The sequence below is a fragment of the Mesorhizobium sp. M2D.F.Ca.ET.226.01.1.1 genome, assembly GCF_004022705.2.
Classification (GTDB): domain Bacteria; phylum Pseudomonadota; class Alphaproteobacteria; order Rhizobiales; family Rhizobiaceae; genus Mesorhizobium.
Window position 1 is genome coordinate 351,813 of sequence record NZ_RZOY02000007.1, and the last position, 23,497, is coordinate 375,309.

Consider the following 23,497-nt stretch of genomic DNA (forward strand, 5'->3'; position numbering starts at 1 on the left):
CCCGGGCTAGAAACTGATCTCCACCGCCGCGGCGCTTCGCCTGGCGTCGCCATGGAACACCGCCTCGATGTTGTTGCCGTCGGGGTCGAGCAAGAAGCAGGCGTAGTAGCCGGGATGGTAATGGCGCTCGCCCGGCGCCCCATTGTCCTTGCCACCGGCCGCAAGGCCCGCCTGGTAAAAGGCGTCGACCATGGCGCGGTCCTTGGCCTGGAAGGCGAGATGGTGGCGGCCAGTGAGCACGCCGAGCGCCGCGCGGCTGTCGGCGCTGGAGACAAACAGCTCGTCGGCCCAGAAATAATCCCGCGCCTCGCCGCCGATCGGGATGCCCAGCACCTTGAACAGGCGCCCCCCGTAGAAACGCCGGCTGGCCGCAAGGTCGCGCACCACGAGCTGGATATGGTCGATGAGCCGGCCGCGATAGAGTTCCATGGGGGCGACGCCTCCTGCTGATTGCTGCGGCCCAATCTAGAAGGGCCCCAGCCCGGTCAATGCAGGGTTTTGCAGGCTGCTGACAGTTGGCGACGCTGGCGGGACAGCGTCCTCCAGGCGATCGGCGGTCGTTGCCCAAAAAATCTGGATAAAAAATGCAACCAGATTGTAGGATCGGTTCCCGGCCTGGCGTCCTTCGGACGCAAGCGGCACGGTGAAACTGGAAAAACCGTGCCGCATCAAACAGGATGCCTTACGGCATGGGAGAATAACCATGAACCATTCCTATCGTTGGGTCATCGTCGCGGCCGGCGCGCTGATGACCTGCGTGGCGCTCGGCGCCATGTTCTCGCTGGCGATCTTTCTGGAACCGATATCGCTCGACACCAACTGGTCGCGCACCGGCATTTCCAGCGCCATGACGTTGAACTTCCTGGTGATGGGCCTCGGCGGCTTCGCCTGGGGCTCGATCTATGACCGGGTCGGCGCGCGGCCCGTCGTGCTTGCGGGCGCCGTGCTGCTCGGCCTTTCGCTCGTGGTGGCGAGCCGCGCCACATCGCTCATCGTCTTTCAGCTCAGCTACGGCATCATTGTCGGGCTGGCCGCCAGCGCCTTCTTCGCGCCGATGATCGCGCTGACCACCGCCTGGTTCGACACCAACCGCAGCCTCGCCGTGTCGCTGGTCTCGGCCGGCATGGGCGTGGCACCGATGACCATCTCGCCCTTCGCGCGCTGGCTGATCTCGGCCTACGACTGGCGCACCGCCATGTTCGACATCGGCGTCATGGCCTGGGTGCTGCTGTTGCCCGCAGTGTTGCTGGTGCGCCAGCCGCCGGCAGCGATCGCGTCGAGCGACGGCACGCCGGCGCCCGTCACCGACGATCCCGGCATGAGCGTCGGCCAGGCGCTGCGCTCGCCGCAATTCATCGTGCTGGGCTTGACGTTCTTTGCGTGCTGCGCGGCGCATTCAGGCCCGATCTTCCACATGGTCAGCTATGCCATGTCCTGCGGCGTGGCGCCGATGGCGGCCGTATCGATCTACAGCGTCGAGGGCCTGGCCGGCCTCGGCGGGCGCGTGCTCTACGGCGTGCTCGCCGACCGGCTGGGCGTGAAGCCGGTGCTGGTCACGGGACTCGCCATCCAGGGACTGGTGATCGCCGCTTACCTCGCGGTCGGCCAGCTCGAGCAGTTCTACCTTCTGGCCGTCATCTTCGGCGCCACCTATGGCGGCGTGATGCCGCTCTATGCGGTGCTGGCGCGCGAATATTTCGGCCTGCGCATCATCGGCACCGTGCTTGGCGCGGCCACGATGCTTTCCAGCCTCGGCATGTCGCTCGGGCCGCTTGCCGGCGGCATGATCTATGACGCCACCGCCAGCTATCACTGGCTGTTCATCGGCTCGGCGCTGATCGGCCTGGGCGCGGCCGGCATCGCCATTGCCTTCCCGCCGCAGCCGAGCCGGCACAAGCTGCAGATGGCGTAGGCGCTGACGACATTCCGGCGGTCCCAGCTACGGGCCGCCGGCCCGTCGCGCGAAAATCCATTTGCCGGACGATGGCGAGTGTGGAACTCTGAGCCAAGCAAGACGCTGCATCTGAATTGCCGGCTCCATGCCGGCTCGATCCGTGGTCCGGAGGGCATCGCAGTGGCCGCAGGCCTGGAAGCCGACGACGCCAGAGGCTGGTCCGACCTGCTGGTCGCAGCCGAGAAAGGCGACGCCGAGGCCGTACGGGTCGAACTCGCGGCGGGGGCGGACATCAACCAGACCGACGAAGGCGGCTGGTCGGCGTTGCATCTTGCCGCCCATAATGCCCACATGGCGGTGCTCGAAACCTTGATCGCGCAGCCGGCTATCGACGTCAATTCCAGGAACAAATGGAAGAGCACGCCCTTGAGCCTGGCCGCGGCCAAGGGTCACTACGACTGCATCCAGGCGCTGGTGCGACATCCTCAGATCGATATCGACGCGCGCGCCGACTATTATGGCCGCACGGCTTTGATCGAAGCGGCAAGGAACGGGCATCTCGATGCCGTCAGGCTGCTGGTAGAGCATGGCGCGGACGTCAATGCGGCCGACAAGACAGGGCGAAACAGCGCCCTCATCGAAGCCATCAAGGGACGGCACTTCGCGGTTGCGCAGTATCTGCTTGAGACCAGGAAGGTGAACTTCCTCAACAAAGACATGCGGCTCAACGCGCTGATCTGGGCCGGCAGCACCCGCAACGCCGAACTCATCGAGAAACTGGACGCAGCAATCCACGCGTTTTTCGAAGGCAAGTGAACGGCAGCCGTCAGCCCTCGGACCGTCAGCCGGGCGCCACCCCTTCGAGGGCGATGATGCGTGTGTGGGCGCAGCGGAAACGGATTTGTTTCAACCTCTCATACTCCGGCGAGTTGTACCACGCGGTGAGCGCAGCCCTGTCGGGAAACTGGACTATGACCAGGCGGTGCGGCTCCCAGTCGCCTTCAAGCACCCGCGTTGCGCCGCCCCGCGCGAGATAGTGCCCGCCATGGCGAGCCTCGGTCGCCGGGACTTCGCGTCTGTACTCGTCGAACATGGCCATGTCAGTGATATCGACATCGGCAATCAGATAGGCGGCCATCGTCGCTCTCCCGTTTTATCGTCCGTTCCCGTTACATATTAGTAATTACTCATATATTAGCTTCAGCCCTGGGCCGCCACCCTCTTCTCAACCACCCAGCAGTGCTTGCCGATCTGGCGGTTGCGGCTGAAACCTTGGCGCTCGAACATCGCCAGCGTGCCGTTATGGAGGAAGGCGCCGGCGACCTTGCGGCCTGCGGTGTCCTCGGGATAGCTCTCCACCGCGCCGCCGCCGAGCCGAGCAATCTCGGCCAGCGCGCCGGCAAGCGCCGCGGCGGCAACGCCTTCGCCACGCCGCGTCTTGTCGATGAAGAAGCAGGTAATGCGCCAGTCGGGCAACTCCGCCAGCCCTTCCTCGTAAGCACGCCGGTGCTTGATGCTCGGCAATTCGTCGGTTGGCCCGAACTGGCACCAGCCGACGCAGGCCGGACCATCGTAGACGAGCGCGGCATGCGTGCGACCTTCGCGCACCCGTGCTTCCTTTGCGTCGCGGTTGCTCGCCGCGCCCGTACCCTTGGCGTGGAAGGCCATGCACCAGCAGCCGCCCCAGACGCCATTGTGCCGCTCGACCAGCGCGGCGAAATCCGGCCAGGTTGTCGTATCGAGAGGTTTTGTGCTGAAGCTCATCGGCGTCTCCTTGCGCAGCAAAGATAACCGATCCGGGCCCACTTTGAAGCGAGGGGCTCTCCCTTCACCCGGTCCCCGCCCCCGTGCGCACGGCCTCGCGCTCGCTCTCATCGCGTTGTACCCGCTCGTCGGAGATCAGCACCACCGGGCATGGGCTGCGGCGCAGGACGGCCGTTGTCGTCTCGCCGAAGATCAATTCCTCGCCCTGGCGCCGGGTCACGCCCATGACGATCAAGGACACGTTGCGGCCGGCCTGGCGGGCGATGGCGTCGGCGGCCGCGGCCCTTGAGCGGATAGCGGTCTCGATCTCGACCCCATAACGGTCGGCAAGTGTGACGATGTCCTTCAGCACCGCTTCCCGGCGACGATGCGAGACGGTGTCCCGCGGCTCCTCGCGGCCGGTGCGCGCGACATAGAGCATCTTGACCGGGGCGCCGGTGACGGCGGCTATTGCGAGCGCCAGCTCGGCGCCGCGGCGGGCAACCGCCGTGCCGTTGACCGGCACCAGTATCTTGCCCGATCCGGGACCGAGTTTCGGCATCTGCCGACCGGCGTTCGCCGGCTTCAGCACCAGGCAAAGCGGCCCGTCGAAGGCGCCGGCGACTTCGTTCAACCGGTGCGAGAAGCCGCCCTTGGCGGTGACGGCGCGGCCGAGGCCGACAAGCAGCATGCCGTAGCCCTTGCGCGCCTCCCTGGCGACCGCCTCGGCCGAAAGCTCCTCATGCTGGCGGCGGGTGACCGGCGCTTCGCGCACCGGCTCCTCGTCGCCCTCCTTGGCTGCCTCGCGGCTGTCCTCCGCGCCCTTCTCGATTTCCTCCAGATGCAGGCCCTCGGTCGGCTCGGCATCGGTCTCACCGCTGGAATGCAGCACCGTCGTCGGCTTGCCGGCGCCGATGACGCCGGCGAGATAGGCGGCGAAGCGACCGACGACGCCCTCGTCGACCACCACCAGAAGCCGCTCCAGATTGGCGACGAAGCCGCGCTGGTCGATCTCCTCGCGCTCCAGGCGCTTCTTCTCGTTGTCCCCGATCGGCAGGCGGCGCAGCGCCCAGCGCAATGTCGGCGGCATGGCCAGCGTGGTGACGACGGCCATGGTGAGGATCATGGTGAAAAGGGTGTGCGACAGCACGCCCATCGACAGGCCGATGGACGCGACGATCACCTCGGTCGAGCCACGCGCGTTCATGCCGCAGCCAACAGCGATGCCTTCGGCGCGGCTCATGCCTGCCACCTCGGCGCCGATGAAGGCACCGCCGAACTTGCCGACGCTGGCAATGACGACCAGCGCGACGGTGAGCAGCGCCAGTTGCGGATCGACCAGCACAGTGAGATCGGCCGACAGGCCGGCGACGCCGAAGAACACCGGCATGAAAAGAGCCGTGATGACACCGCGCAACTGCCCTTCGATATGGCGCGACAGGATCGGCGATTCACCCACCAATATGCCGGCGACGAAAGCGCCGAGCACGGTATGCACGCCGATCAGGTCGGTGATCAGGGCCATCACCCCCATGATGGCGAGGATGACGGTGACCACCGCATATTCCGAGCGGAAGGTGTCGTTGGTCCAGCGGATGGCGTCGAAGACGATGCGGCGGCCCACCGTGAAGGAAAACGCCATGAAGAGGGCGACGCCGGCGATGGTGAAGGCCAGGCTGGCAATCTCGATCCGCCCCTTGGTGGCGATGCCGATGGTGATGGCGACGACCACCCAGCCGATCGTGTCCTCGATGATGGCCGAGGAGACGATGATCTGGCCGAGGTCGCGGCGCATGAAGTTCATGTCGCGCACCACCATGGCGACGATCTTGACCGAGGAGATGGAGAGCGCTGTGCCGAGAAACAGCCCGGCGACGATGCGCTCGCCGCCGGCGGCAAGCAGCGTGTCGGGCATGAACTGCGCGGCGATGAAACCGAGCGCGAAGGGCATGGCGACGCCGGCCGCCGAGATGGAAAAGCAGGCGCGGCCGACACGGCGCACGAGCCTCAGATCCGTCTCCATGCCGGTGAGCAGAAGCAGCATCAGGACGCCCAGCTGGGCGATGGCGTTGATCATCGATTTCTGCGACGGATCGCCGGCGAAGATCAGGCGCTCGGCCGCCGGCCAGACCCAGCCGAGCAGCGAAGGCCCGAGCAGGATGCCGCCGATCAGCTGCCCCATCACCGCCGGCTGCCCCAGCGCCTCCAGCACCTCGCCGATGCCGCGGCCGACGACCAGGAGCAGGATCAGCTCGGCGACGAAAACGCCTTCCGAGGACATGCCGGTCTTCTCGGCGGCGAAGGCTACGGCGGGCATCAAAGCGAGCGCCACCGCTGCAAGCGCAATCCAAACCGACGGCGGCCAGCGCCGATTGAGCATGTTGGACAAGATGCCCCCTCATTCCTCGCTTCGGCATAACGGTCTGGCGGGAGGATCGGTTGCACCGGCCCATGCCGCCGATTCCCATGAAATGGGGAGAGGTGGCTCAGCGAAGCCGAGACGGAAGAGGGGAGCGCCGAACCGATTGGCGAAAGCGTCTCGAAGAAGAAGACTTCCGCCCTACGAAGCCCCCTCTCCGTCCGCTTCGCGGACACCTCTGCCCCGCATTGCGGGGGCGAGGAAACACCCCTACAATTCTAATCAAATACCACCGCCGATCTTTTCTTCCCGGTAAAGCGACTCGACGATGTTGGCCGCGAGGCGGGCAATAAGGAGAAGCTAATGAAAAGCGACTATGCCGCCGCCCACCTGCACCTCGACCGGGCGTGCCATTACCTGCGTGGCGACGATGAAACGAGCCGCGCGGCGCTTGCGGCGCTCGACCTCGTGATCGAGGCGGTGGCGGCGGCCCAGCATGCCCGGCCGATTGCCGACGTGCTGCCCTTTCCGCAGCGCGTCAATGGCGGTCTGCCACCGCTTGCATCCTGACTTATCCGCCTGAAAAGGCGGGAACATTTTGGGCCGGCCGCACGTTGTGATATATGGGTGTGGCCGGCCTGTTCGTGAATGGGGAGCGGCCGGCCATGGCGGCGGGAGGCGCATGGCACGATGTCCCAGACGAAGGCCGCAGAACACACCGACGCGGCCAGGGCCCCGAAATCCATCGAGGCGAACGCGCCGGCAACATCAACCGAAAAGGCAGCGCCGCCGCGGGCGTCCGACACGCTGGCGCTGAAGCTCAGCTCTCCCGAATTCACCTCGACGCTGTCGCATTTCCACCGCGCCGAGATCGCGCGCATGGCAGGCTGGCGCGACCGGCTCGACCGCACAAGCAACTGGGCGATTACCGTGGTGGCGGCGATGCTGTCGGTGTCGCTGTCGACCCCCTCCGCCCATCACGGCGTGCTGCTCTTCGCGATGCTTTTGATCACACTCTTGTTGTGGATCGAGGCGCGGCGCTACCGCTTCTTCGACGTCTACAGGACCAGGGTACGGCAGTTCGAGCGATACTACTTCGCACAGATCTTCTCGCCGCAGCCGGACTTCGCCTCCAACTGGCTCGCCATCCTCGGTGAAGGCCTGCGCTCGCCACGCTTCCTGATCTCGCAGCGCTCGGCGCTCATCAGGCGGCTGCGCCGCAATTACATCTTCATGTATACGATCCTGATGCTCGCCTGGGTGTTGAAGATCACGACGCCCAGCCTGGCGCGCGAGGGAGCCTCGATCGGCTTCAGCGCCTCGCTGCTCGACACGTTCCGGGTGGCGACGCTCGGGCCGATCCCGGGCGTGGCGGTGGTGTGCGGGGTCGCGGTTTTCTATCTCGCGATGCTGGCCGCATCATTCTTTATCCGCGACGAGGACGCCGAGCTTTCCTTCGGCGACGTGCATGTGTGATTGGCCGCCCGACGAGCCGTCTTACCATGCTTGATGCGAGGCGCGGCGCGATCACAATCCCGGCGGCCTGACAAATCCGTCGGTCAGCCGCGCCAGAGCCTTTGCGGCGGCGAGCAGCTTCATGTCCGAATGGCGGCGGCCGACGAGTTGGACGCCAATCGGCAGGCCTTCGCGATCGACACCGATCGGGATGACCACGGCCGGATGACCCGTCAGATTGAAGCGGCAGGCGTGGCTGAGCGCGCTCCAATAGGACGTCTCGACACCGTCGACCGGAATCGGCATCCCCATTTCCTGGTGACGGAAGGCGGTGCACATCATCGCTGGACAGACCAGCACGTCCCAGTCGTCAAAGAAGCGCTCCCACGCGTAGATGAATTCGTCGCGCTGATTGAGCGCCTCGAGATAGGCCGACAGCGTTGGAGAATTTTCCCCTGGTGCCTGGAAGGCCTGTGAAAACCAGGTGATGAAATCCGAAAACAACGCCCGCTCGGCGGCGAAATCGTGTGACGGCAGAACCTGACCGACCCGCGCGCCACCTATGTCGATCGCGCGGGCAAAGCCGGCAATCGCCTCGGCAATAGCGCGAGCGGTCGGCACGCCGGGGAATTCCGGCGCGAAGGCGACGCGCAGCCGGTCGAGCCGCGGTTCCGGCTCTTCGTCCGTCGCCACGGGCGGCACTTCGGTGTCGAGGCCGTCGGCGCCGGCGATGACGCGGTGGGCGAGGATAAGGTCGTCGACGCAGCGCGCCAGCGGCCCAATGTCGAACAGCAATCGGAAGCTGCGCGGCATGTCGGGTGGATCGGCATAGCTGCCGGTGGTGGGCACCGAGGATTGCGTCGGCTTGAAGCCATAGACGCCGCATAGATGCGCCGGCACGCGGATCGAGCCGCCGGCGTCGCTGCCGATATCTAGCGGCGCGAGCCCGGCGGCAACCGCCGCGGCTGCGCCACCGCTTGAGCCGCCCGGCGTGCGGGTCACGTCCCAGGGATTGCTGGTGCGGCCAAAGATCGGGTTGAAGGTCTGCAGGTCACGCAGCCGCGGCGGCACGTTGGTCTTGCCTATGATAATCGCGCCGGCCTTGCGCAGCCTGGCCGCGACGGTGCTGTCGGCGGTCGGAATGTAGCCGGCCCAGGCCGTCAGCCCGATCGTGGTGCGCATGCCAGCCGTGGCGTGACCGTCCTTCAGTGTTACCGGCACGCCGTGCAGCGGCCCGACCGCTTCGCCGCGCGCAATGGCTCGGTCCGCCGCCTTGGCCCTATCACGCGCGGCATTCGCGTCAAGAGTGATGATGGCATTGAGGAGCGGATTGACGGCAGCGATCCGCTCCAGTTGCGCCTCCATCGCTTCGGCCGCGCTGACCCGCCGCTCGCGGATCGCCGCCGCCAGTTGGGTCACGGTGAGGAAGGTGATGTCGGTGGCAAGTGTGGCGACCATTGCGTTTCCTCCCTGTTTTGAGGGGAGTAAGGCAAGAGGGCAGTAAGGCAATAGGGATTGGTCGTCAGCGGATTTTCCCTACTGCCTTACTCCCTTACTGCCCTACTGCCCGCCCATCTCCTTCTTGAAGGTCTCGAAGTCGACCTGCATGCCGTTGAAGATGGTGCTCCAGTGACGCGTCAGCGCCGCCATGGCGACGGCCTCCTGGATCTCCTCGTCGGTGGCGCCGGCGCGCTTAGCGTCCTGGGTGTCGGACCAGATGCAGTAGGTGCAGGGAATCTGAGCCGCGACCGCCAGCGAGATCAGCGACTTCACCTTCGGCGGCAGCGCCGTCTTGTCGCTGAGCTCGATGGCCTTGACCTCGGCCCATGCGCCGGGCAGACCGGCTTTCGGGAATTGCTTCACGAAACTCGGCACGCCGCCCATCGTCGACTGGATGTCCTTGAGGGTGGCGTCGTAATCATCGGCGTGAGCGAGCACCGGGGTGGCGAGCATCGCAAGCGAGCCGAGAACGACGGCGCGGCTCAATCTGACTGCGAAAAAGGCAGACATCGGGATACCTCCTTGCTGTGGTTGACGCGCCGGCAACCGGCCGCGTGACCCAAAAAAGGATGATCTGGCGCATCGAAAAGTTCGCCGCGCTGCCAGACTTCACGAAGATGTCATTCCTCGAGGCGCGGTGGCCGTTCTGAGGTGTGGACGCGCATCACGCGCACCTGGCGCTCGCCATGGACCAGGACGACGGCGAAGCTCGGCGGGCAATGGAAAGGATTCTCGGGCGGATTGACGAAATCCCCCTCAAGCACGGTAACATTGGCGCTGGCCAGCGCCCGCACCGGCTCGTGGCGAACGCCGGCGCCGACGTCCTCGTCAATGGCCTCGCCGAAGAGATGCCGCCCGATGCCGCGCGGCCCGCCCGCGAAGGCGATGTCGAGGTCCTTGGCATAGTGGGTAAGCACACGCTCCTTGCCGCCATGCTGCAGCAAGCGGTATTCCTCGGTGTAGAAAGCCAGGCGCTCCGACACAAGCTTCTGATGTTCCCTGTCGGGCAGGCCGGCCGATGCCAACAGCAATTCCGAAAGCCTGAGCTTGGCGTCGGACAGCCGGCTGCGCACCGTGCCCACCGGCACGCCCAGAATGGCGGCAATCTGCTCATAGCCCGGCGAACTGCCGAAATAGCGCAGCATCACCGTCGCGCGCTGCATTTCCGGCAAATGCGCCAGCGCCGCCCATACCCAGTCGCGCAGGTCGCGGCTTTCGATGCGGCTCTCGATGCGTTCCTCGTCGGCGAGCTCGCGCAAGGCACGCTCGGTTTCGGCCGGCCCGGCACGGGGACGGCGACGGCGCAGCGCCATCAGGCAGTGATTTCTCAAGATCGAATGCAGCCAGCCGCCGACGGCGGCTGGATCGCGCAGGCCGTCCAGCCGGGCAAGCGCGGTAAGGAACGTGTCGTGGACCGCGTCCTCGGCATCGCCAGTGTAACCCAGCATGGACAGGGCGATGGCATGAAGTTGCGGGCGATAGCGCTCGAACAAAACGCCGAAACCATGCGCCTCGCCAAAGCGCGCCGCCATGACCAGAGCCGCGTCAGGCTGGCCTCGCCCTTGATCAAAACCGACTTGTCCCATAGCCCAATCCCCTGCCCTCCCCGATCCCCTGCCCTGATCGTATCACGAAGGACAGGATGCGATGAGGGGCCGGAAAGTTCGGATGCCTGCGTCCATCGATTGAGCTCGCCTAATTCAACGACAGCGCCGTCCGGAACGCCTGAGTGGTGTTGCGGGCGGGATAGGGCTCGTCCGGCACGGGTACGCCAAGATGGGCGCAAAGCGGCGCCCAGCCGTCGCCGAGCTTGTGCACAAGGAGACGCTCCGCCGGCACGGTATTCAGCACTGCCTCGACATTGTCCCGGTAAACCGCGATCGCATGAGCGCGATCCTGCGGGCGACCACCGAAAACCTGCTTCGAGACGAGCGCGATGCCGAGCGACTCCTGGTCGGTGCTGGCGACGATCGCCGGCAGGATCGTCTTTTCGAAACTCTCCCACCAGCTTTCGGGCGAGCGCCAGGTGAGGATGACGCGCGCCTGCGGATAGGCTTCGATCAGCTCGCGCCAATGGAACGCCGAGGGCCAGTCGACGCAGGATTTGTATCCCGCGAAGAGTTGGTCCCAGTCTGGCGCCGCACCCCTGGCCAGCGCCCGCCACAGCCGCCTTTGCCCGGCATGCGCCATCACCTCCGACATATGATGGCAAGGGCCGAAGCCGAGCATGGTCAGCGCCTCGCGCATCGAATCCGTGCCGGTCCGGCCGAAACCGGTTCCAATCACCATCAGCGACATTTCCTCTCCTCCGTCTCTCGTTCGTCGAGCGATCGCGTCAACCTCCCTGGACCACGAGCCGCAAGCGATTGCCCTCCGGATCGGCGGTCGAGATCACACTGCCGTCCCTTTTCTCGGGCACATCGGCCGCTTCGAGCCTGCGCTCCACGGCGGCAAGCTCCTGCGCGGAGCCAAGTTCGACGGTGAAATGGTCGAGGCCGGCGGCATCCGGCGGCGGCTCGCGCAATTCGTCGCGCGCCCAGATGTTGAAGGCCACCATATGCGGGCGGCGTTCGGTGCCGCAGTCGAACATGCCGAAGGTCCTGGACTGGATATGCGGCCGGAAGCCGAGTACGCCGAGATAGAATTTCATCAGCATCTCCGGTGCGCGGGCGCGCATATGGATGTGGCCGATGAAGGCGTCCTGCGCCATTCTCTGCTCGACATGGCCGGAATTGCCGACATCGCGCACTAGGCCCTGCACATCCAGCGGCTCGAGCCCGGAATGCGCGCTGCCGTCGATGGCAATCAGAGCCACGCGGCCGTCGGGCGACACTTCGCGGCGCAAGAAGCGCTCCGGCGTGTCGAAGCAAATTTCTATACCGTTGCCGGATGGATCGGAGACATAGAGCGATTCCGAAACCAGGTGATCCTGCGCGCTGTATCGCAGGCCCGATGCCTTGAGGCGGGCTGCCGTGTGGGCGAGATCGCGGCGGCTGGTAACGTGGATGGCGACGTGGAAGAGATCGCGCGACTTCTGCGGCAGCGGCAATTGGGCGCCGGCATGGAGCACGATCAGCGTCCGGCCGCCGACGCCAAGCTCCGCCTGGGCTACGTCCTCGCCAAGCGGTGCCAACCCAAGCGTGTCGCACCAGACATTCAAGGCCGCCGGCACATCGGTTACCCTCAGATGGACCGGCCCGAGACGAGTCATCGGAGACAGCAATCCTTCGTCCATCGTCGTCTGTCCGATTGCGGCCGACGGCATATTAGCCGTGAATGAAATTCCTGTCGCGCCCCAAGTTCGGGTTGACCCCTCCCCGGCGGGCGGCGACTATCGCGACGGCCGGTTTTTCTGGAATTGGTTCAGCAGGAGGAATTCACATGGACGAGACCGAACAGTGGCGCAACATGGCGAGCGCGCCACGGGACGGCAGCCGCATCCTGGTGACGGTACGCTCCTCCGAGCAGGGACCGGCGGAGGTCGACATGGCCTACTGGTCGCGCGCCGACCAGTTCGGCGAGGAAGGCTGGCGGGCCTCGGACTCCTCGCCCGGCCGCGTCGTCGAATATGCCGAGCCGGAGCTCAGATGCTGGATGCCGCTGCCGACCGCGGGACGCCGTTCGATGCCGAGCCCCTGGGAGGGGGACGACGTGCCGCTGGTCGATGGGGAAGGGATTTAGCGCCAGCATCTCCCTTTCGCTTGTAGGAGAAGGGGCCGCTTTTCACCCTACCGCCACGATCACCTCCCCCGCTTCGACCCTCGCGGGATAGGTACGCAGATCGATACATGGCGGCAGGCGCTTGGCGGCTCCGGTTCGGTAGTCGAAGGCGCCGGCATGTTTCGGGCATTCGACCTCGTAGTCCATCACGAGACCGTCGGCGATATGCACCGCTTCATGCGTGCAGAGCCCGTCGGTACAGAAGACCTCGTCGTCGGGCGAGCGGAAGATGGCGTAAGTCTTGCCGCCATGGTCGAAGCGGCGCGCGCCTTCCTGTTCGATGTCGTCGAGGCGGCAGGCTCTCACCCAGTTGGTCATCTTCTTTTCCTTTGCTTTGCGAAGTCGCCTCACCGGAGCGCCGACTCACTCCGCCTCTGATTTTGCGGCCCTTGCGGGATCGCTTAAGTGGACGCGCAACTAGGTCCTGCGTGGCTGTCTGTGCAGGCGTCACTTCGCGGCGGCGGCATTGGCGCGCGCCTTCTTCTTCTCGTAGCGGGCATCCATGCGCGCCGCGGCTTCCTTGCTGCCGTCGTGGAAGGTGCCGAACCAACGGTCGAACGGGATGAGGCCGTCGCCGTAATTCACCTCGAAATATTTGTGATGCAGGTAGTGGATATAGGCGTGGCTATCGACCGACTTGTCCTCGGTCAGTTCCACCTTGTCGAAGCCGACATGGCCGGGAATGGCGCCGAAGCCGGCATAATGGAGCTGGTAGAGCGCCAGCAGCGGGTTCGACGGGATGATCAGGTGCCAGAAGGCGACGCCGAGATAGCCGAGCTGCTCGACGGGATGCATCGACAGCGACGACCAGGGCGACGGGTTGACCGAATTGTGGTGCACCGAATGCACCCATTTGTAGAGCGGCCCCCAATGGATGGCGCGGTGGAGCAGGAAAAAATGCGTCTCGTGGATGACCGGCACCACCAGCGCCAGCAGGAAGAGATAGACCGGGTGCTCGGCGAAGGTCAGCCACGGCACGTAGCCGTTGGCGTAGGCATAAAGGATCGCCACCTCGATGGCGGTCCAGATCGGCATGCCGGTGCCGAAGGTGCGCAGCATGTTGTCCATGTTCTGGTTCTCGAAGAAGAATGCCTTGCTCTTCTGCTCCGAGGGCCATTTGCCGTTGTATTTGAAGCGGTTGCCCTGGGCTTTCAAAATATAGAGTCGAAGCTCGAAGGCGCCGAAGAAGACCAGCAGCGCAGCGCAGTTGACGATGAAGAGCCGCAGGATCCAGCCTACGGAGAGCGTCTTCATCGTCTCGACGTCGGGCAGTGCGAAGCGCCACCAGACCACGGCCGTGAGCGCGAACAGCAAATTGTAGGGCAGGAAGTAATGCGGCAGCCATTTCAGCACCGCCAGCGGGCGCGGCGGAAAGACGAAGAGCGGCGCGGTGCCGGCCGGCTCGTTGGGCGCCCAGTCGCCCCGCTTGTTGCGCGTGCCGAATTGCAGGTCGTCCATGGTCGATCTCACAAAGACTGAGCGAGGGTGAGGAAGCGGTCATAAGCGGCATCGTCCATATCCACCTGGTGCTTCGCTTCCGGATAGGTTCCGCCGGCGACGTCGCGGCCGAAGGCGCGGAAGGCGGCGATGCGCTTTTCCTGCAGCTCGGCTTCCAAGGTGACGAAGTCGGCATAGCGCTTGGCGTGGCGCGGATAGTGACCGGCATGCGTCCCCAGCACATCGCAGGAGAACAGATACTGCGTGTCACAGGCGCTGCCGCAGCCCATGCCCATGGTGATCAGCGGCGTCGCGCGGGTGATGTGGTCGGCAAGACGAACCGGCACGACTTCCACCTCGATGCAGGCGGCGCCGGCATTCTCGAGGTCCTTTGCCGCGCGCAGCACCCTGAAGGCTTCCTCCGCCGTGCGGCCGATGGCGCGAAAATTTGTCCAGGTGGCGCGGTTCGGCACCAAGCCAATATGGCCGGTGACGGGAATGCCTTCCGCCGCCATGGCCTCGATGAAGCGCGGCGAATGCGATGAATACACCGCATCGGCGCCTCGCTTCATCATGGCGAAGCCAAGCCGCACCGCCTCCTCGGGCGAAGCGACCGCGCCATGCGGCATGCCGACGGAGAGGAATGCGTGGGGTGCCACCCGGCGGATGGCTTCCAGATTATGGTCCGGCTCGCAGGACAGGATGACGATGTCGCAGGCAACCGCGGCCGCCGCCTCGGCCGGCGTGTCGACATGCAGTTGCAGCCACTTTCTGCTGCCTTTGGCGCTCTGCAGGTCGTAGGCCGTCAGCCGTCTTGCCACCGATGATCCTCCCGTTTCGCGAGGAGATAACACCGCGTCCCGGGGGGCGCCGCTTGTTCCTTGATCAAATCAGATCAAAGGTTCTCGGCGGTGAAGGTGATGAAGCGGATCGGAGGGTTCTCGACCGGCAAGTCGTGCAAATTGAGTGCGGCGAGCACCAGGTCAATGGCGCGGCGCGCCTGCGCTTCTGGCTCCTGGTCGAGCACGACATCCATGGTGCCCTCGCGCAAGGCCTTGGTGCTGCGCTCGGTGAGTTCATGGCTGACGAAGAAGATATCGCGGCTTCTGCCGTGCTTACGCAGCACCTCGTTCAGTGCGGTGTTGCCGCCGCCGGCATTGTAGAGCCCGGCGAGGTCAGGCCAGCGCTTCAACGCCTCGTGCAACTGCTCGGCATTGCGGTCGCCGTCATCGAAGCCGAACAAAGCAGCGATCGGCTCGAAGTCCCGCCCCTCCTCTATCAGATAGTCGAAGAAGCCGCGTACGCGGTCGCGGTGGACTTGGTAGATCTGGCTGTGGCAGATGGCGACAACCTTGCCCGGCCGCCGTTGCATCTTGGCCGTCAGCAGCCCGGCCATGCGGCCGGCGGCGTAATTGTCGATGCCGACATAGGTGCTCTTGGTGAGGGAGATCTGGGTGACGATCTGCACCGTCGGGATGTTCTCCGCTTCGAGTTTCTGCAAGGCGTCGCTGACCAGCGGATGGTCGGGCACGGCGAGGATGAGCGCCGCGCGGCGCAGATCGGGTTCGAGGATGCGTTTGGCGATCGCCGCCGGATTCGCCTCGTCCAGAAAGGTACGGTGCACGGCGATCGAGCGGTCGAGCGTCGCGGCGATGCGCTCGAAGGCACTGGAAAGACGGGCGAAGAAGGTCGCGTCCGGCCTGACCAAGATCACCTCGATGCGAATGACGCCACGATGCGCCTCCGGCAGCCGGCGCGGATAGTCGAGCGAGCGCGCGGCGGCGACCACCTTTTCGACCGTCTGCGGCCGCACCCCGCCCCTGCCATTCAGCACACGCTCGACCGTCGCCGTGCCGACACCGGCGCGGCGGGCGATCTCGAGGAAGGTAGGCTTTGAGATGGGTAGGCTCCTGGGATGTCGGAACACAAGGGTAGGCAGAGGTTGTAAGTTTTCCAAGTTGAGCGTTGGCTTCACCTCGCGCCGCACCTGCCCGACATCCCCCACGGGGTAGATTGGCGGTTTCGCCGAAGGCGATATTCCTGCAACTTTCGCCAATTACCGGCGTTTGCCGCCCTTTTTGAAGGCGGCTTCAAGGCTTGAGTGTGAGAGCAGAACCTTTTGGGCACGCCGCCGTGACACTGCCGCCCCAACCCGGGCCAGCGCCGCGACAAGCCGAAGCGCGACCTCTTCAAAATCGACAATGGGCATACCTACCTGCCGATACTCGCGCTGGCGGTCCAGGTACCGCGCCAGCGCGATATCCCGCCGAAACGGCGCGCCGATGTCCTGTTCGCCAGGTTGGTCGTCGCCATACCAGATTGGCCATTCGCTTGGGCGCTGCACGGCATCCTCCTCGGATCGATGTCCAATGCAGACAATCTGCAGGAGGCCCGTGAGAGAGACGCAGCAACCGGCGTGATGAAATCGTGAAAACGACCACCAGCAAGAGATGGCGGTTGAATTAGCGACAGCTAAGCGGAAGAATTGTCTCGATCATGGTCGGGGTGGCTTCCGATGACAGCGCCGCATCTTCACCTGCTGGGTGGTTTCGACTTTACCGGTGCCGGGGCAACGGCTCCCGCCTTCAGCCGCAAGGCGCGCGGCATGATGGCCTATCTTGCGCTGCAGGCCGGCCAGGCGCAGTCGCGCGAGAAACTGGCGGCGCTGTTCTGGAGCCTCAATGGCGAGGCCCAGGCGCGGATGAGCCTGAGGCAGGCGGTGTCGTCCGTCCGCAAAGCCATGAGCCTCTCCGGCGGCGGCCGCTTCCTGACCGATGGCGCGAACATCGCGCTTCACCTCGACGATTTCGATTTCGACGTGGCGCGCTTCGAGGCGCTGGCGGCGAGTTCCGCGCCCGAGGATCTCGAACGGGCCGTCGCGGTCTATCGCGGCGACCTGCTCGACGGGCTCGGCCTGCGGGAAGAGCCGTTCGAGGAATGGCTGCGGGTCGAGCGCGAGCGCCTGCGGGGGATCGTCGTGTCCGCGCTGGGCAGGGTCATCGATCACCACATGGCTGCCGGTGATCCGGCTCCTTGCATACGGGCCGCCCTGCGCCTGGTGGCGATGGAGCCGCTGCGCGAGGACGCCCATCGTGCCCTGATGCGAAGCTATGCGGCGCAAGGGCGCGTCAATCTCGCGCTGAAGCAGTATGAGCTGTGCCGCGACGCGCTGCAGCGAGAGCTGCGGCTGATGCCTGAAGCCGAAACCCGGAACCTATATGAGGAACTGCGCGCCCGCCGCACCGCGTCCCCTGCCCGGCCCCCGGCTTCGAGCGCCGAACCCGAAGCCACGCGACCACCGACCCGCTATGTCAAATCGTCGGGCGTCAACATCGCCTATCAGGTGACCGGCGACGGGCCAGTCGACCTCGTCTATGTGCCGGGCTGGGTCTCCAATCTCGACCTTGCCTGGGGATCGCCGCGCTTCGCATATGTGCTGAAGCGGCTCGGCTCCTTCTCGCGCCTGATCCGCATCGACAAGCGCGGCACCGGCCTCTCCGACCGCAATGTCGGCCTGCCGACGCTGGAGCAGCGCATGGAAGACGTGCGCGCCGTGCTGGACGCTGTCGGCTCCAATCGCACGGTGCTGTTCGGCAGCTCGGAAGGGGGACCGATGTGCCTCCTGTTTGCCGCCACCTATCCGGAGCGCACCGCGGCCATGGTGCTCACTGGAGCTTATGCCAGAGGCACATGGTCGAAGGATTACCCCTGGGCCCGAACGGTCGATGAGGTGCAACAGGATATCGACACCGTCGAGCGGCAATGGGGCGAGCCGACCGAGATGCGCAACGCCGCGCCCAGCCTGATCGACAACATGGTCGAGCGCGAGTGGTTCGCCGCCTATCTCAGGAACTCGGCCTCGCCGGCGGACGCGATCGCGCTCTGGCGCTGGGGCACCGAGATCGACGTCCGCGACATCCTGCCGGCGATCCATGTCCCGACGCTGGTGCTGCAGAGGACCGGCGACCGGTGGGTGAAGCCGGAGGAAGGACGCTATCTGGCGGCGCATATCGAAGGCGCCAGATATGTCGAGCTTGCCGGCAGGGATCATGTGATCTGGGGCGAGGACTGCGACGGCCTGATCGACGAGATCAGGCAGTTCGTGACCGGTGCGCTGCCGGCGGCGCGCGCGGAAAGGGTGCTGATATCGGTGCTGGGGCTCGTCATCAACGACGCGGCCGACGACACGAAAGCCTCAGAGCGGGCAGACATCGTTCGCGATGAATTGCTGCTTGGCGGTGGCACGGAAATCAGGCGGTCGCGCGGCAGGCTGCTCGCGGCGTTCCAACGGCCGACGCGCTCGATCGAATGCGCGATGGCGATCGCCAATCGCCTGAAGCCATTAGGCCTCGAAGTTCGCGCGGCGATTCACATCGGCGAGTGCGAGGCGCGCGGCGGGGATTTTTCCGGCATCGCCATCGAGGTCACGTCGCGGCTGCTGGATCATGCCCAGCCGGGCCAGATCATCGCATCGCGAACGATGCGCGACCTGGTCGTCGGCTCCGGCCTGATCTTCGAGGAACAAGGCGAAATGAAAGCAAGCGGCCTGCCCGGCGCACTCCAGTATTTTGCCGTCACCGGCGCCGCGCCAGGCCCCTGACCTTCGTTTCAGGCGGCGTGGACAAATCTGAGCCAGTAACGGGCTGTGGCGAGATGGACCATTCCGAGCAAGCTGTTGGCCGGCTGGTCGTAGCGATGACCCGGTTGGTCTTGAGGTGGCCGAACATACGCTCGATACGGTCGCGCCGCTTGCATGCCTTGTCTGTCCGGTAGTTTCAGCGGCTGGAAACGCAGTTCAACTGGACAAACTGGTGCCCACCCAAAAAACCGCTTGACGATAATAAGACGACCGGTCATATATTAACCCATGCCTAGACCAGCCAATCCCGAAACGCGATCGCGCCTCCTGGAAAAAGGGGGAGACCTTGTGAGCACGCGCGGCTTCAACGCTACCGGCGTGCAGGAGATCACCGCGGCAGCCGGCGTGCCCAAGGGTTCGTTCTATAATTACTTCGACAGCAAGGAAGCCTTCGCCGTCGCGGTACTGACCGAATATTGGGAGGCGGTTGTCGCTGAGTTTGGGGCCATTTTAAATCAAGGCCAAACGCCGCCCTTGTCGCGCATCACGCGCTATTTCGCCGGGCTTGCCGAGTTTCACGAGCGCCGTCGCTATGCGGTCGGCTGCCTGATCGGGAACATGGCGCTGGAGGTCACGCCGACGAGCGAGGATGTGCGGATCAAGCTTGCGGCGATCTATCGCGAGTGGTCGGCCGCGCTCGCCTCATGCCTGCGGGAAGCGCAGGAGAAGGGGGAATTGTCGGCCGGAAAGGATCCAGGGCAGCTTGCCGTCGCGCTGATCGACACGTTCGAAGGGGCGGTCATGCGGGCCAAGGTCGAACGTAGCCGGGCGCCCTTCGACAGCTTCGAGCGCTTTGTTTTGCCCTCTTTGCTGACCTAAACATTTTGGCCAATTAATAGACGACTGGTCATCTTAATACACTGGATCATCGCTGGAACGCCGCGCCAGCGAGCGATGACTCTTATCCGCGGCCAATCGAAAGGAACTGACAATGCCTACGATCACAACTACAGACGGCGTGAACATCTTCTACAAGGACTGGGGCTCAGGTCAGCCGATCGTTTTCAGCCATGGTTGGCCGCTGTCAGCGGACGACTGGGATGCCCAGATGACGTTCTTCCTTCATCACGGGTACCGGGTGCTCGCCCACGACCGGCGCGGCCACGGCCGGTCCGACCAGCCCAGCACCGGCAACGACATGGACCACTGGGTTGCCGACCTCGCGGCCCTGACTGAACACCTCAACCTGCGCGACGCGATCCATATCGGGCACTCGACAGGTGGCGGTGAGGTGGCGCGCTATGCCGCTCGCCACCAGTAGCGCGTCGCGAAGGCGGTGCTGGTCGCTTCACTGACGCCGAATATGTACCGGAGCGAGGACAACCCGGCCGGTCAACCGCCGGAGTGGTTCGAAGCGATCCGGGCGGGCGTGCTGGCCAATCGGTCGGAGTTCTACCGTTTCGTCCCTGAGAATCCCTTCTACGGCTACAACCTAGATGGGGCCAAGCCTTCGGAGGCAATCATTGCGAACTGGTGGCGCCAAGGCATGGCTGGCGGTGCCCTCGCTCACTACGCGACTGTCGACTCTTGGCTCGAAGACTATACCGAAGATCTCAAGAAGATCACCGTGCCGGTGCTGGTGATGCACGGCGAGGCCGATCAAGTCGTCCCATTCGCAAGTTCAGTGCCGCGTGCGGTCAACCTGCTTAAGAACGGGTCGCTGAAGACTTATCCCGGCTATCCCCACGGCATGCTCACCACGCATGCGGATGTCCTCAACCCCGACCTGCTCTCGTTCATTAGGTCTTGACGACATCTCTCATCCATCACCGTCTATGGTAAACATTTCGGGTTGTGAATTGAGGAGGGTTTGGGTTTCGGCGTCGTGACGAAGGAACGAACAAGAAGCTCAAACCCTCCTCGAAAATTCGTCGGCCAAGGCCCCTACCGAGGCGGCGGCCCTGGCAGCGTTGCTCGGCCTTGAATCATATCCACTCCGCTGTCGGCCTCGCGCCTCACTCCCTGCCTGCCCGAGGGCGCTTGAATGGCAATCGTGGCATAAGGAATTTGTCCACGCCGCCTAGAACAAGAACGCGGCAGTCGCCGGATCAGGCCCGGTGCGACCGTCGGCGGAATCCATGCCACGGATGGTCTGCATGTCGTCGGCGTCCAGCTCGAAACCGAAGACGTCGAAATTGCCGGCGATGCGCTCCTGGTGGATCGACTTCGGGATGACGATCAGCCCCTCCTGCAAATGCCAGCGGATGATCACCTGCGCCACCGACTTTCCGTGCTTCTTGGCCAGCTTCTCCAGCATCGGATCGGCCAGCAGCCGGCCGCTGCCCAGCGGGCTCCAGCTCTCGATATGGATGTTATGCTTTCGGTGGAAGTCGCGCTTGTCGCGCTGCTGGAAGCGCGGGTGCAATTCGATCTGGTTGACGACGGGCGTCACGCCGGTCTCGCCGATGATGCGTTCCAGATGGTCCTGGTTGAAGTTCGACACACCGACCGATTTTATCCGGCCGGCCTTCTGCAATTCGACCAGCGTCTTCCAGGCCTCGAGATATTTGTTTTGGGCAGGCACCGGCCAGTGGATAAGGAAGAGGTCGATCCGGTCGATACCGAGTTTTTGCATCGTGTCGTCGAAGGCGCGCAGTGCGGCGTCGCGCTGATGCGCGCCATTGCGCAGCTTAGAGGTGATGAAAAGCTCCGACCTTGGCACGCCGGCGGCGCGGATCGCCTCGCCCACGCCCTCCTCGTTGCGGTAACCCTCTGCAGTATCGATGAGGCGATAGCCGGCCTCGATACCCCAGCGCACGACTTTCGCCGTGATGCTTGGCTCGACCTGCCATACGCCGAGTCCGATCTGCGGGATGGTCGAGCCGTCGTTGAGTTTGAGCTGTTCGGGCATGGAGGGGATCCTTATGCGGGGGGTGGTGCGGTCTATGTAGGCTGCAGGGCGGATAATGCGAGAGGATGTCGCCCAACACTTTACGATGCCCGCCAGATGCCTGCATTGTGCCGACCTGAACACCGGAGAAGCCGCATGCGTCCCAAAATCATCTGCCACATGGTGAGCTCGATCGACGGGCGCCTGCTGCCCGGGCGCTGGACGCCGCCTGCCGCCGGCATTGCGCCCGGTTGGGAGCATCGGCACTATGAGGCGGTGGCGGCGCGGCTCGACGCGGATGGCTGGATGGTCGGCCGCAAGTCGATGCAGGATTTCGCCAGCGGGACCGAGCGTGCCACTGTCGGCGTCGCGGGCAATTTGCGCGAAACCTATGTCGCCGACCGCAAGGGCCGCGACGTCGCCGTCGGCATCGATCCGCATGGGCGGCTGCATTACGGCCAGGACAATGCCGGCGGCGACCACATCATCGCCGTGCTCGGCCAACACGTGTCGGACGCCTATCTGGCCGAGCTGCGCGAGGACGGCGTCTCCTATCTTTTCGCCGGCAAAGACGGCACCGACCTGCACGAGGCGATGAGGGTGCTCGGCGAACCCTTCGGCATCAAGACCATCCTGCTCGAAGGCGGCGGCATCACGAACGGGACTTTTTTGAAAGCCGGGCTGATCGACGAGATCAGCCTGCTCGTTTATCCGGGCATAGACGGGCTGGCCGGGGTGCCCAGCATCTTCGAGTTCCTGGGCGCTGCAGACGACCGCCCCGCAGCCGGCAAGGCGCTTCGGCATTTCGGCACGGAGACGCTGGAAGGCGGCGTGGTGTGGCTGCGGTACAAGGTGGAGGCGGCGGCGTGAAGCTAGCCGGCCTTCGTCGCCCCGAACCGCAACCCATCCATAAGCAGCTTGACCAACCTTCCGGACCGCTCGCGCCAGTCGGGCGTGTTGGGCGCGGAGTAGATGCCGCCCAGCGCATGCATGACATCGGAAGAGTCGACGTCGGCGCGAATCTTCCCTGAGGCTGCGGCGGCCTCGACCAGGCTTCTCATGGCGCCGGAGACGCGGCCAGACGTGTCGGAGAACAGCGTCGAGTTGGTGGTGAGCAGCAAGCGCAGGCTGGTGGCGAGGCCGCGCTTGGTGGCGATGTAATCGACGAAGCGCTGCATCCAGAGTTCCAGCGCGACATCGGCCGGGTGCTCGCGCGCAAGGTCCTCGGCGGCGTGGCAGAGCCCTTCCACCTCGCGGCGGTAGACCACCTCGACCAGATGCTCCCGCGTCGGGAAATGACGGTAGAGCGTGCCGATGCCGACCCCTGCCCGCTTGGCAATCTCCTCCAGCGAGGCGTCGACGCCGTCGGCGGCAAAAGCCCGCGCCGCTACCTCGACCAGCTTTTCGCGGTTGCGCTGCGCATCGGCGCGCAGCGGCTTTTGCGCCGGCGCGTCACGCGTCGCTTCGGTGGTCATTTCCTGGTCCGGCACTTTTTTCTCCACCAAGGCAATATGGGGGGTTGAACCATGACCGGCCAGACCCCAGTTAAATAAATAAACGGAGGCGCCTCCGCTTTAGTGGAGTGCTTTTATCATATAACCAGGGGAAGCGGTATGTCACCAGATGAAGGACGGAAAGCGCACCCTGGGTGGTGGAGTGGGGCGCCGGAACTGCTGATCTCCCCCCTTGTGGGCCTGTTGCGTAATTGGCTGGTTGTGATTCTCTGAGACGGAAGCTCGGAGGGAATCGCAATGGCGGTGAAGCAGACTGGTCAGTTGAGCCTGGCGGAAGCATTTTTGGGCCAGAAGCTTGCAGGTGGATCCTCGCCGCTCGATCGACTGTCCGGTCTGGTGAAGTGGTATCGCTTCGAGAAGCTGCTCAACCCGCTACGCGATGGCGGGGCGGGCCGTGCGGCCTGGC

Annotated in this window: 24 protein-coding genes and 1 pseudogene; 9 read left to right on the top strand and 16 right to left on the bottom strand. The window is 64.7% G+C overall.

The window, feature by feature from the left end; genetic code table 11:
- Positions 1–6: 6 nt before the first annotated feature.
- On the bottom strand, positions 7–429 hold the full coding sequence (locus EN869_RS18840) for a VOC family protein (RefSeq protein ID WP_127226938.1): 423 nt from the start codon (positions 427–429) through the stop codon (positions 7–9).
- A 274-nt stretch (positions 430–703) separates the two neighbouring features.
- On the opposite strand from EN869_RS18840, the gene EN869_RS18845 reads away from it, so the two are divergent.
- Together EN869_RS18845 and EN869_RS18850 are read left to right on the top strand one after the other, a co-directional pair.
- Entirely contained in the window at positions 704–1,912 is a 1,209-nt protein-coding gene (locus tag EN869_RS18845) for an MFS transporter (RefSeq protein ID WP_127226937.1), read from the top strand.
- Positions 1,913–2,074: 162 nt separating this feature from the next.
- Positions 2,075–2,710, top strand: a complete 636-nt coding sequence (locus EN869_RS18850; RefSeq protein ID WP_127226936.1) for an ankyrin repeat domain-containing protein — start codon at positions 2,075–2,077, stop codon at positions 2,708–2,710.
- A 25-nt stretch (positions 2,711–2,735) separates the two neighbouring features.
- On the opposite strand, the gene EN869_RS18855 is transcribed toward EN869_RS18850, so the two are convergent.
- The 3 genes from EN869_RS18855 to EN869_RS18865 all read right to left on the bottom strand — a co-directional run bounded on the left by EN869_RS18855 (position 2,736) and on the right by EN869_RS18865 (position 5,954).
- Positions 2,736–3,032 (bottom strand): DUF1330 domain-containing protein, encoded by a 297-nt coding sequence (locus tag EN869_RS18855; RefSeq protein ID WP_127226935.1) that lies wholly within the window; start codon positions 3,030–3,032, stop codon positions 2,736–2,738.
- A gap of 62 nt (positions 3,033–3,094) precedes the next feature.
- Positions 3,095–3,658, bottom strand: a complete 564-nt coding sequence (locus tag EN869_RS18860) for a GNAT family N-acetyltransferase (RefSeq protein ID WP_127226934.1) — start codon at positions 3,656–3,658, stop codon at positions 3,095–3,097.
- Positions 3,659–3,722: 64 nt separating this feature from the next.
- Complete coding sequence (locus EN869_RS18865) at positions 3,723–5,954, bottom strand: cation:proton antiporter (protein ID WP_245489322.1); 2,232 nt, start codon at positions 5,952–5,954, stop codon at positions 3,723–3,725.
- Positions 5,955–6,359: 405 nt separating this feature from the next.
- Here EN869_RS18865 and EN869_RS18870 point away from each other — a divergent pair, with 405 nt between their 5' ends.
- Together EN869_RS18870 and EN869_RS18875 are read left to right on the top strand one after the other, a co-directional pair.
- A complete protein-coding gene (locus tag EN869_RS18870) occupies positions 6,360–6,566 on the top strand; it encodes a hypothetical protein (RefSeq protein WP_127226933.1) in 207 nt (68 codons plus the stop codon).
- Positions 6,567–6,686: 120 nt separating this feature from the next.
- The gene (locus EN869_RS18875; RefSeq protein ID WP_127226932.1) at positions 6,687–7,472 is read left to right on the top strand and encodes a DUF2270 domain-containing protein; all 786 of its coding nucleotides are present in this window, start codon (positions 6,687–6,689) and stop codon (positions 7,470–7,472) included.
- Positions 7,473–7,523: 51 nt separating this feature from the next.
- On the opposite strand, the gene EN869_RS18880 is transcribed toward EN869_RS18875, so the two are convergent.
- From EN869_RS18880 to EN869_RS18900, 5 genes are all read right to left on the bottom strand, one after another.
- On the bottom strand, positions 7,524–8,909 hold the full coding sequence (locus EN869_RS18880) for an amidase family protein (protein WP_127226931.1): 1,386 nt from the start codon (positions 8,907–8,909) through the stop codon (positions 7,524–7,526).
- 102 nt (positions 8,910–9,011) lie between these two features.
- Positions 9,012–9,461 (bottom strand): carboxymuconolactone decarboxylase family protein, encoded by a 450-nt coding sequence (locus EN869_RS18885; protein ID WP_127226930.1) that lies wholly within the window; start codon positions 9,459–9,461, stop codon positions 9,012–9,014.
- Positions 9,462–9,571: 110 nt separating this feature from the next.
- Positions 9,572–10,483: an RNA polymerase sigma factor gene (locus tag EN869_RS18890; protein ID WP_167498508.1), complete on the bottom strand. Its 912-nt coding sequence runs from the start codon at positions 10,481–10,483 to the stop codon at positions 9,572–9,574.
- A 163-nt stretch (positions 10,484–10,646) separates the two neighbouring features.
- On the bottom strand, positions 10,647–11,240 hold the full coding sequence (locus tag EN869_RS18895; protein ID WP_245489321.1) for a sulfotransferase family protein: 594 nt from the start codon (positions 11,238–11,240) through the stop codon (positions 10,647–10,649).
- A 46-nt stretch (positions 11,241–11,286) separates the two neighbouring features.
- Positions 11,287–12,162, bottom strand: a complete 876-nt coding sequence (locus EN869_RS18900) for a VOC family protein (protein ID WP_245489320.1) — start codon at positions 12,160–12,162, stop codon at positions 11,287–11,289.
- Positions 12,163–12,332: 170 nt separating this feature from the next.
- Here EN869_RS18900 and EN869_RS18905 point away from each other — a divergent pair, with 170 nt between their 5' ends.
- The gene (locus EN869_RS18905) at positions 12,333–12,632 is read left to right on the top strand and encodes a hypothetical protein (protein WP_127226926.1); all 300 of its coding nucleotides are present in this window, start codon (positions 12,333–12,335) and stop codon (positions 12,630–12,632) included.
- A gap of 42 nt (positions 12,633–12,674) precedes the next feature.
- Here the strand turns inward: EN869_RS18905 and EN869_RS18910 are convergent, their stop codons facing one another.
- The 5 genes from EN869_RS18910 to EN869_RS18930 form a co-directional block, all read right to left on the bottom strand.
- Positions 12,675–12,989 (bottom strand): MocE family 2Fe-2S type ferredoxin, encoded by a 315-nt coding sequence (locus EN869_RS18910; protein WP_127226925.1) that lies wholly within the window; start codon positions 12,987–12,989, stop codon positions 12,675–12,677.
- A 129-nt stretch (positions 12,990–13,118) separates the two neighbouring features.
- On the bottom strand, positions 13,119–14,129 hold the full coding sequence (locus EN869_RS18915) for a sterol desaturase family protein (RefSeq protein ID WP_127226924.1): 1,011 nt from the start codon (positions 14,127–14,129) through the stop codon (positions 13,119–13,121).
- Between the two features lie 8 nt (positions 14,130–14,137).
- A complete protein-coding gene (locus EN869_RS18920) occupies positions 14,138–14,929 on the bottom strand; it encodes a 3-methyl-2-oxobutanoate hydroxymethyltransferase (protein WP_127226923.1) in 792 nt (263 codons plus the stop codon).
- A 74-nt stretch (positions 14,930–15,003) separates the two neighbouring features.
- Positions 15,004–16,008 (bottom strand): LacI family DNA-binding transcriptional regulator, encoded by a 1,005-nt coding sequence (locus EN869_RS18925; RefSeq protein WP_127227230.1) that lies wholly within the window; start codon positions 16,006–16,008, stop codon positions 15,004–15,006.
- Positions 16,009–16,164: 156 nt separating this feature from the next.
- On the bottom strand, positions 16,165–16,452 hold the full coding sequence (locus tag EN869_RS18930) for a hypothetical protein (RefSeq protein ID WP_127226922.1): 288 nt from the start codon (positions 16,450–16,452) through the stop codon (positions 16,165–16,167).
- Between the two features lie 171 nt (positions 16,453–16,623).
- On the opposite strand from EN869_RS18930, the gene EN869_RS18935 reads away from it, so the two are divergent.
- From EN869_RS18935 to EN869_RS18945, 3 genes and pseudogenes are all read left to right on the top strand, one after another.
- Positions 16,624–18,708, top strand: coding sequence for an alpha/beta fold hydrolase (locus EN869_RS18935; RefSeq protein WP_127226921.1), 2,085 nt, complete (start codon positions 16,624–16,626; stop codon positions 18,706–18,708).
- Positions 18,709–18,975: 267 nt separating this feature from the next.
- Positions 18,976–19,566, top strand: coding sequence for a TetR/AcrR family transcriptional regulator (locus EN869_RS18940; protein WP_127226920.1), 591 nt, complete (start codon positions 18,976–18,978; stop codon positions 19,564–19,566).
- Between the two features lie 112 nt (positions 19,567–19,678).
- Positions 19,679–20,497: pseudogene (locus EN869_RS18945) on the top strand (alpha/beta hydrolase).
- A 270-nt stretch (positions 20,498–20,767) separates the two neighbouring features.
- On the opposite strand, the gene EN869_RS18950 reads toward EN869_RS18945, so the two are convergent.
- Positions 20,768–21,598 (bottom strand): aldo/keto reductase, encoded by an 831-nt coding sequence (locus EN869_RS18950; protein WP_127226919.1) that lies wholly within the window; start codon positions 21,596–21,598, stop codon positions 20,768–20,770.
- Positions 21,599–21,733: 135 nt separating this feature from the next.
- Between EN869_RS18950 and EN869_RS18955 the strand changes: the two genes are divergently transcribed.
- Positions 21,734–22,447: a dihydrofolate reductase family protein gene (locus EN869_RS18955; RefSeq protein WP_127226918.1), complete on the top strand. Its 714-nt coding sequence runs from the start codon at positions 21,734–21,736 to the stop codon at positions 22,445–22,447.
- Positions 22,448–22,449: 2 nt separating this feature from the next.
- Here the strand turns inward: EN869_RS18955 and EN869_RS18960 are convergent, their stop codons facing one another.
- Positions 22,450–23,052: a TetR/AcrR family transcriptional regulator gene (locus EN869_RS18960; RefSeq protein WP_127227229.1), complete on the bottom strand. Its 603-nt coding sequence runs from the start codon at positions 23,050–23,052 to the stop codon at positions 22,450–22,452.
- Positions 23,053–23,497: the final 445 nt, after the last annotated feature.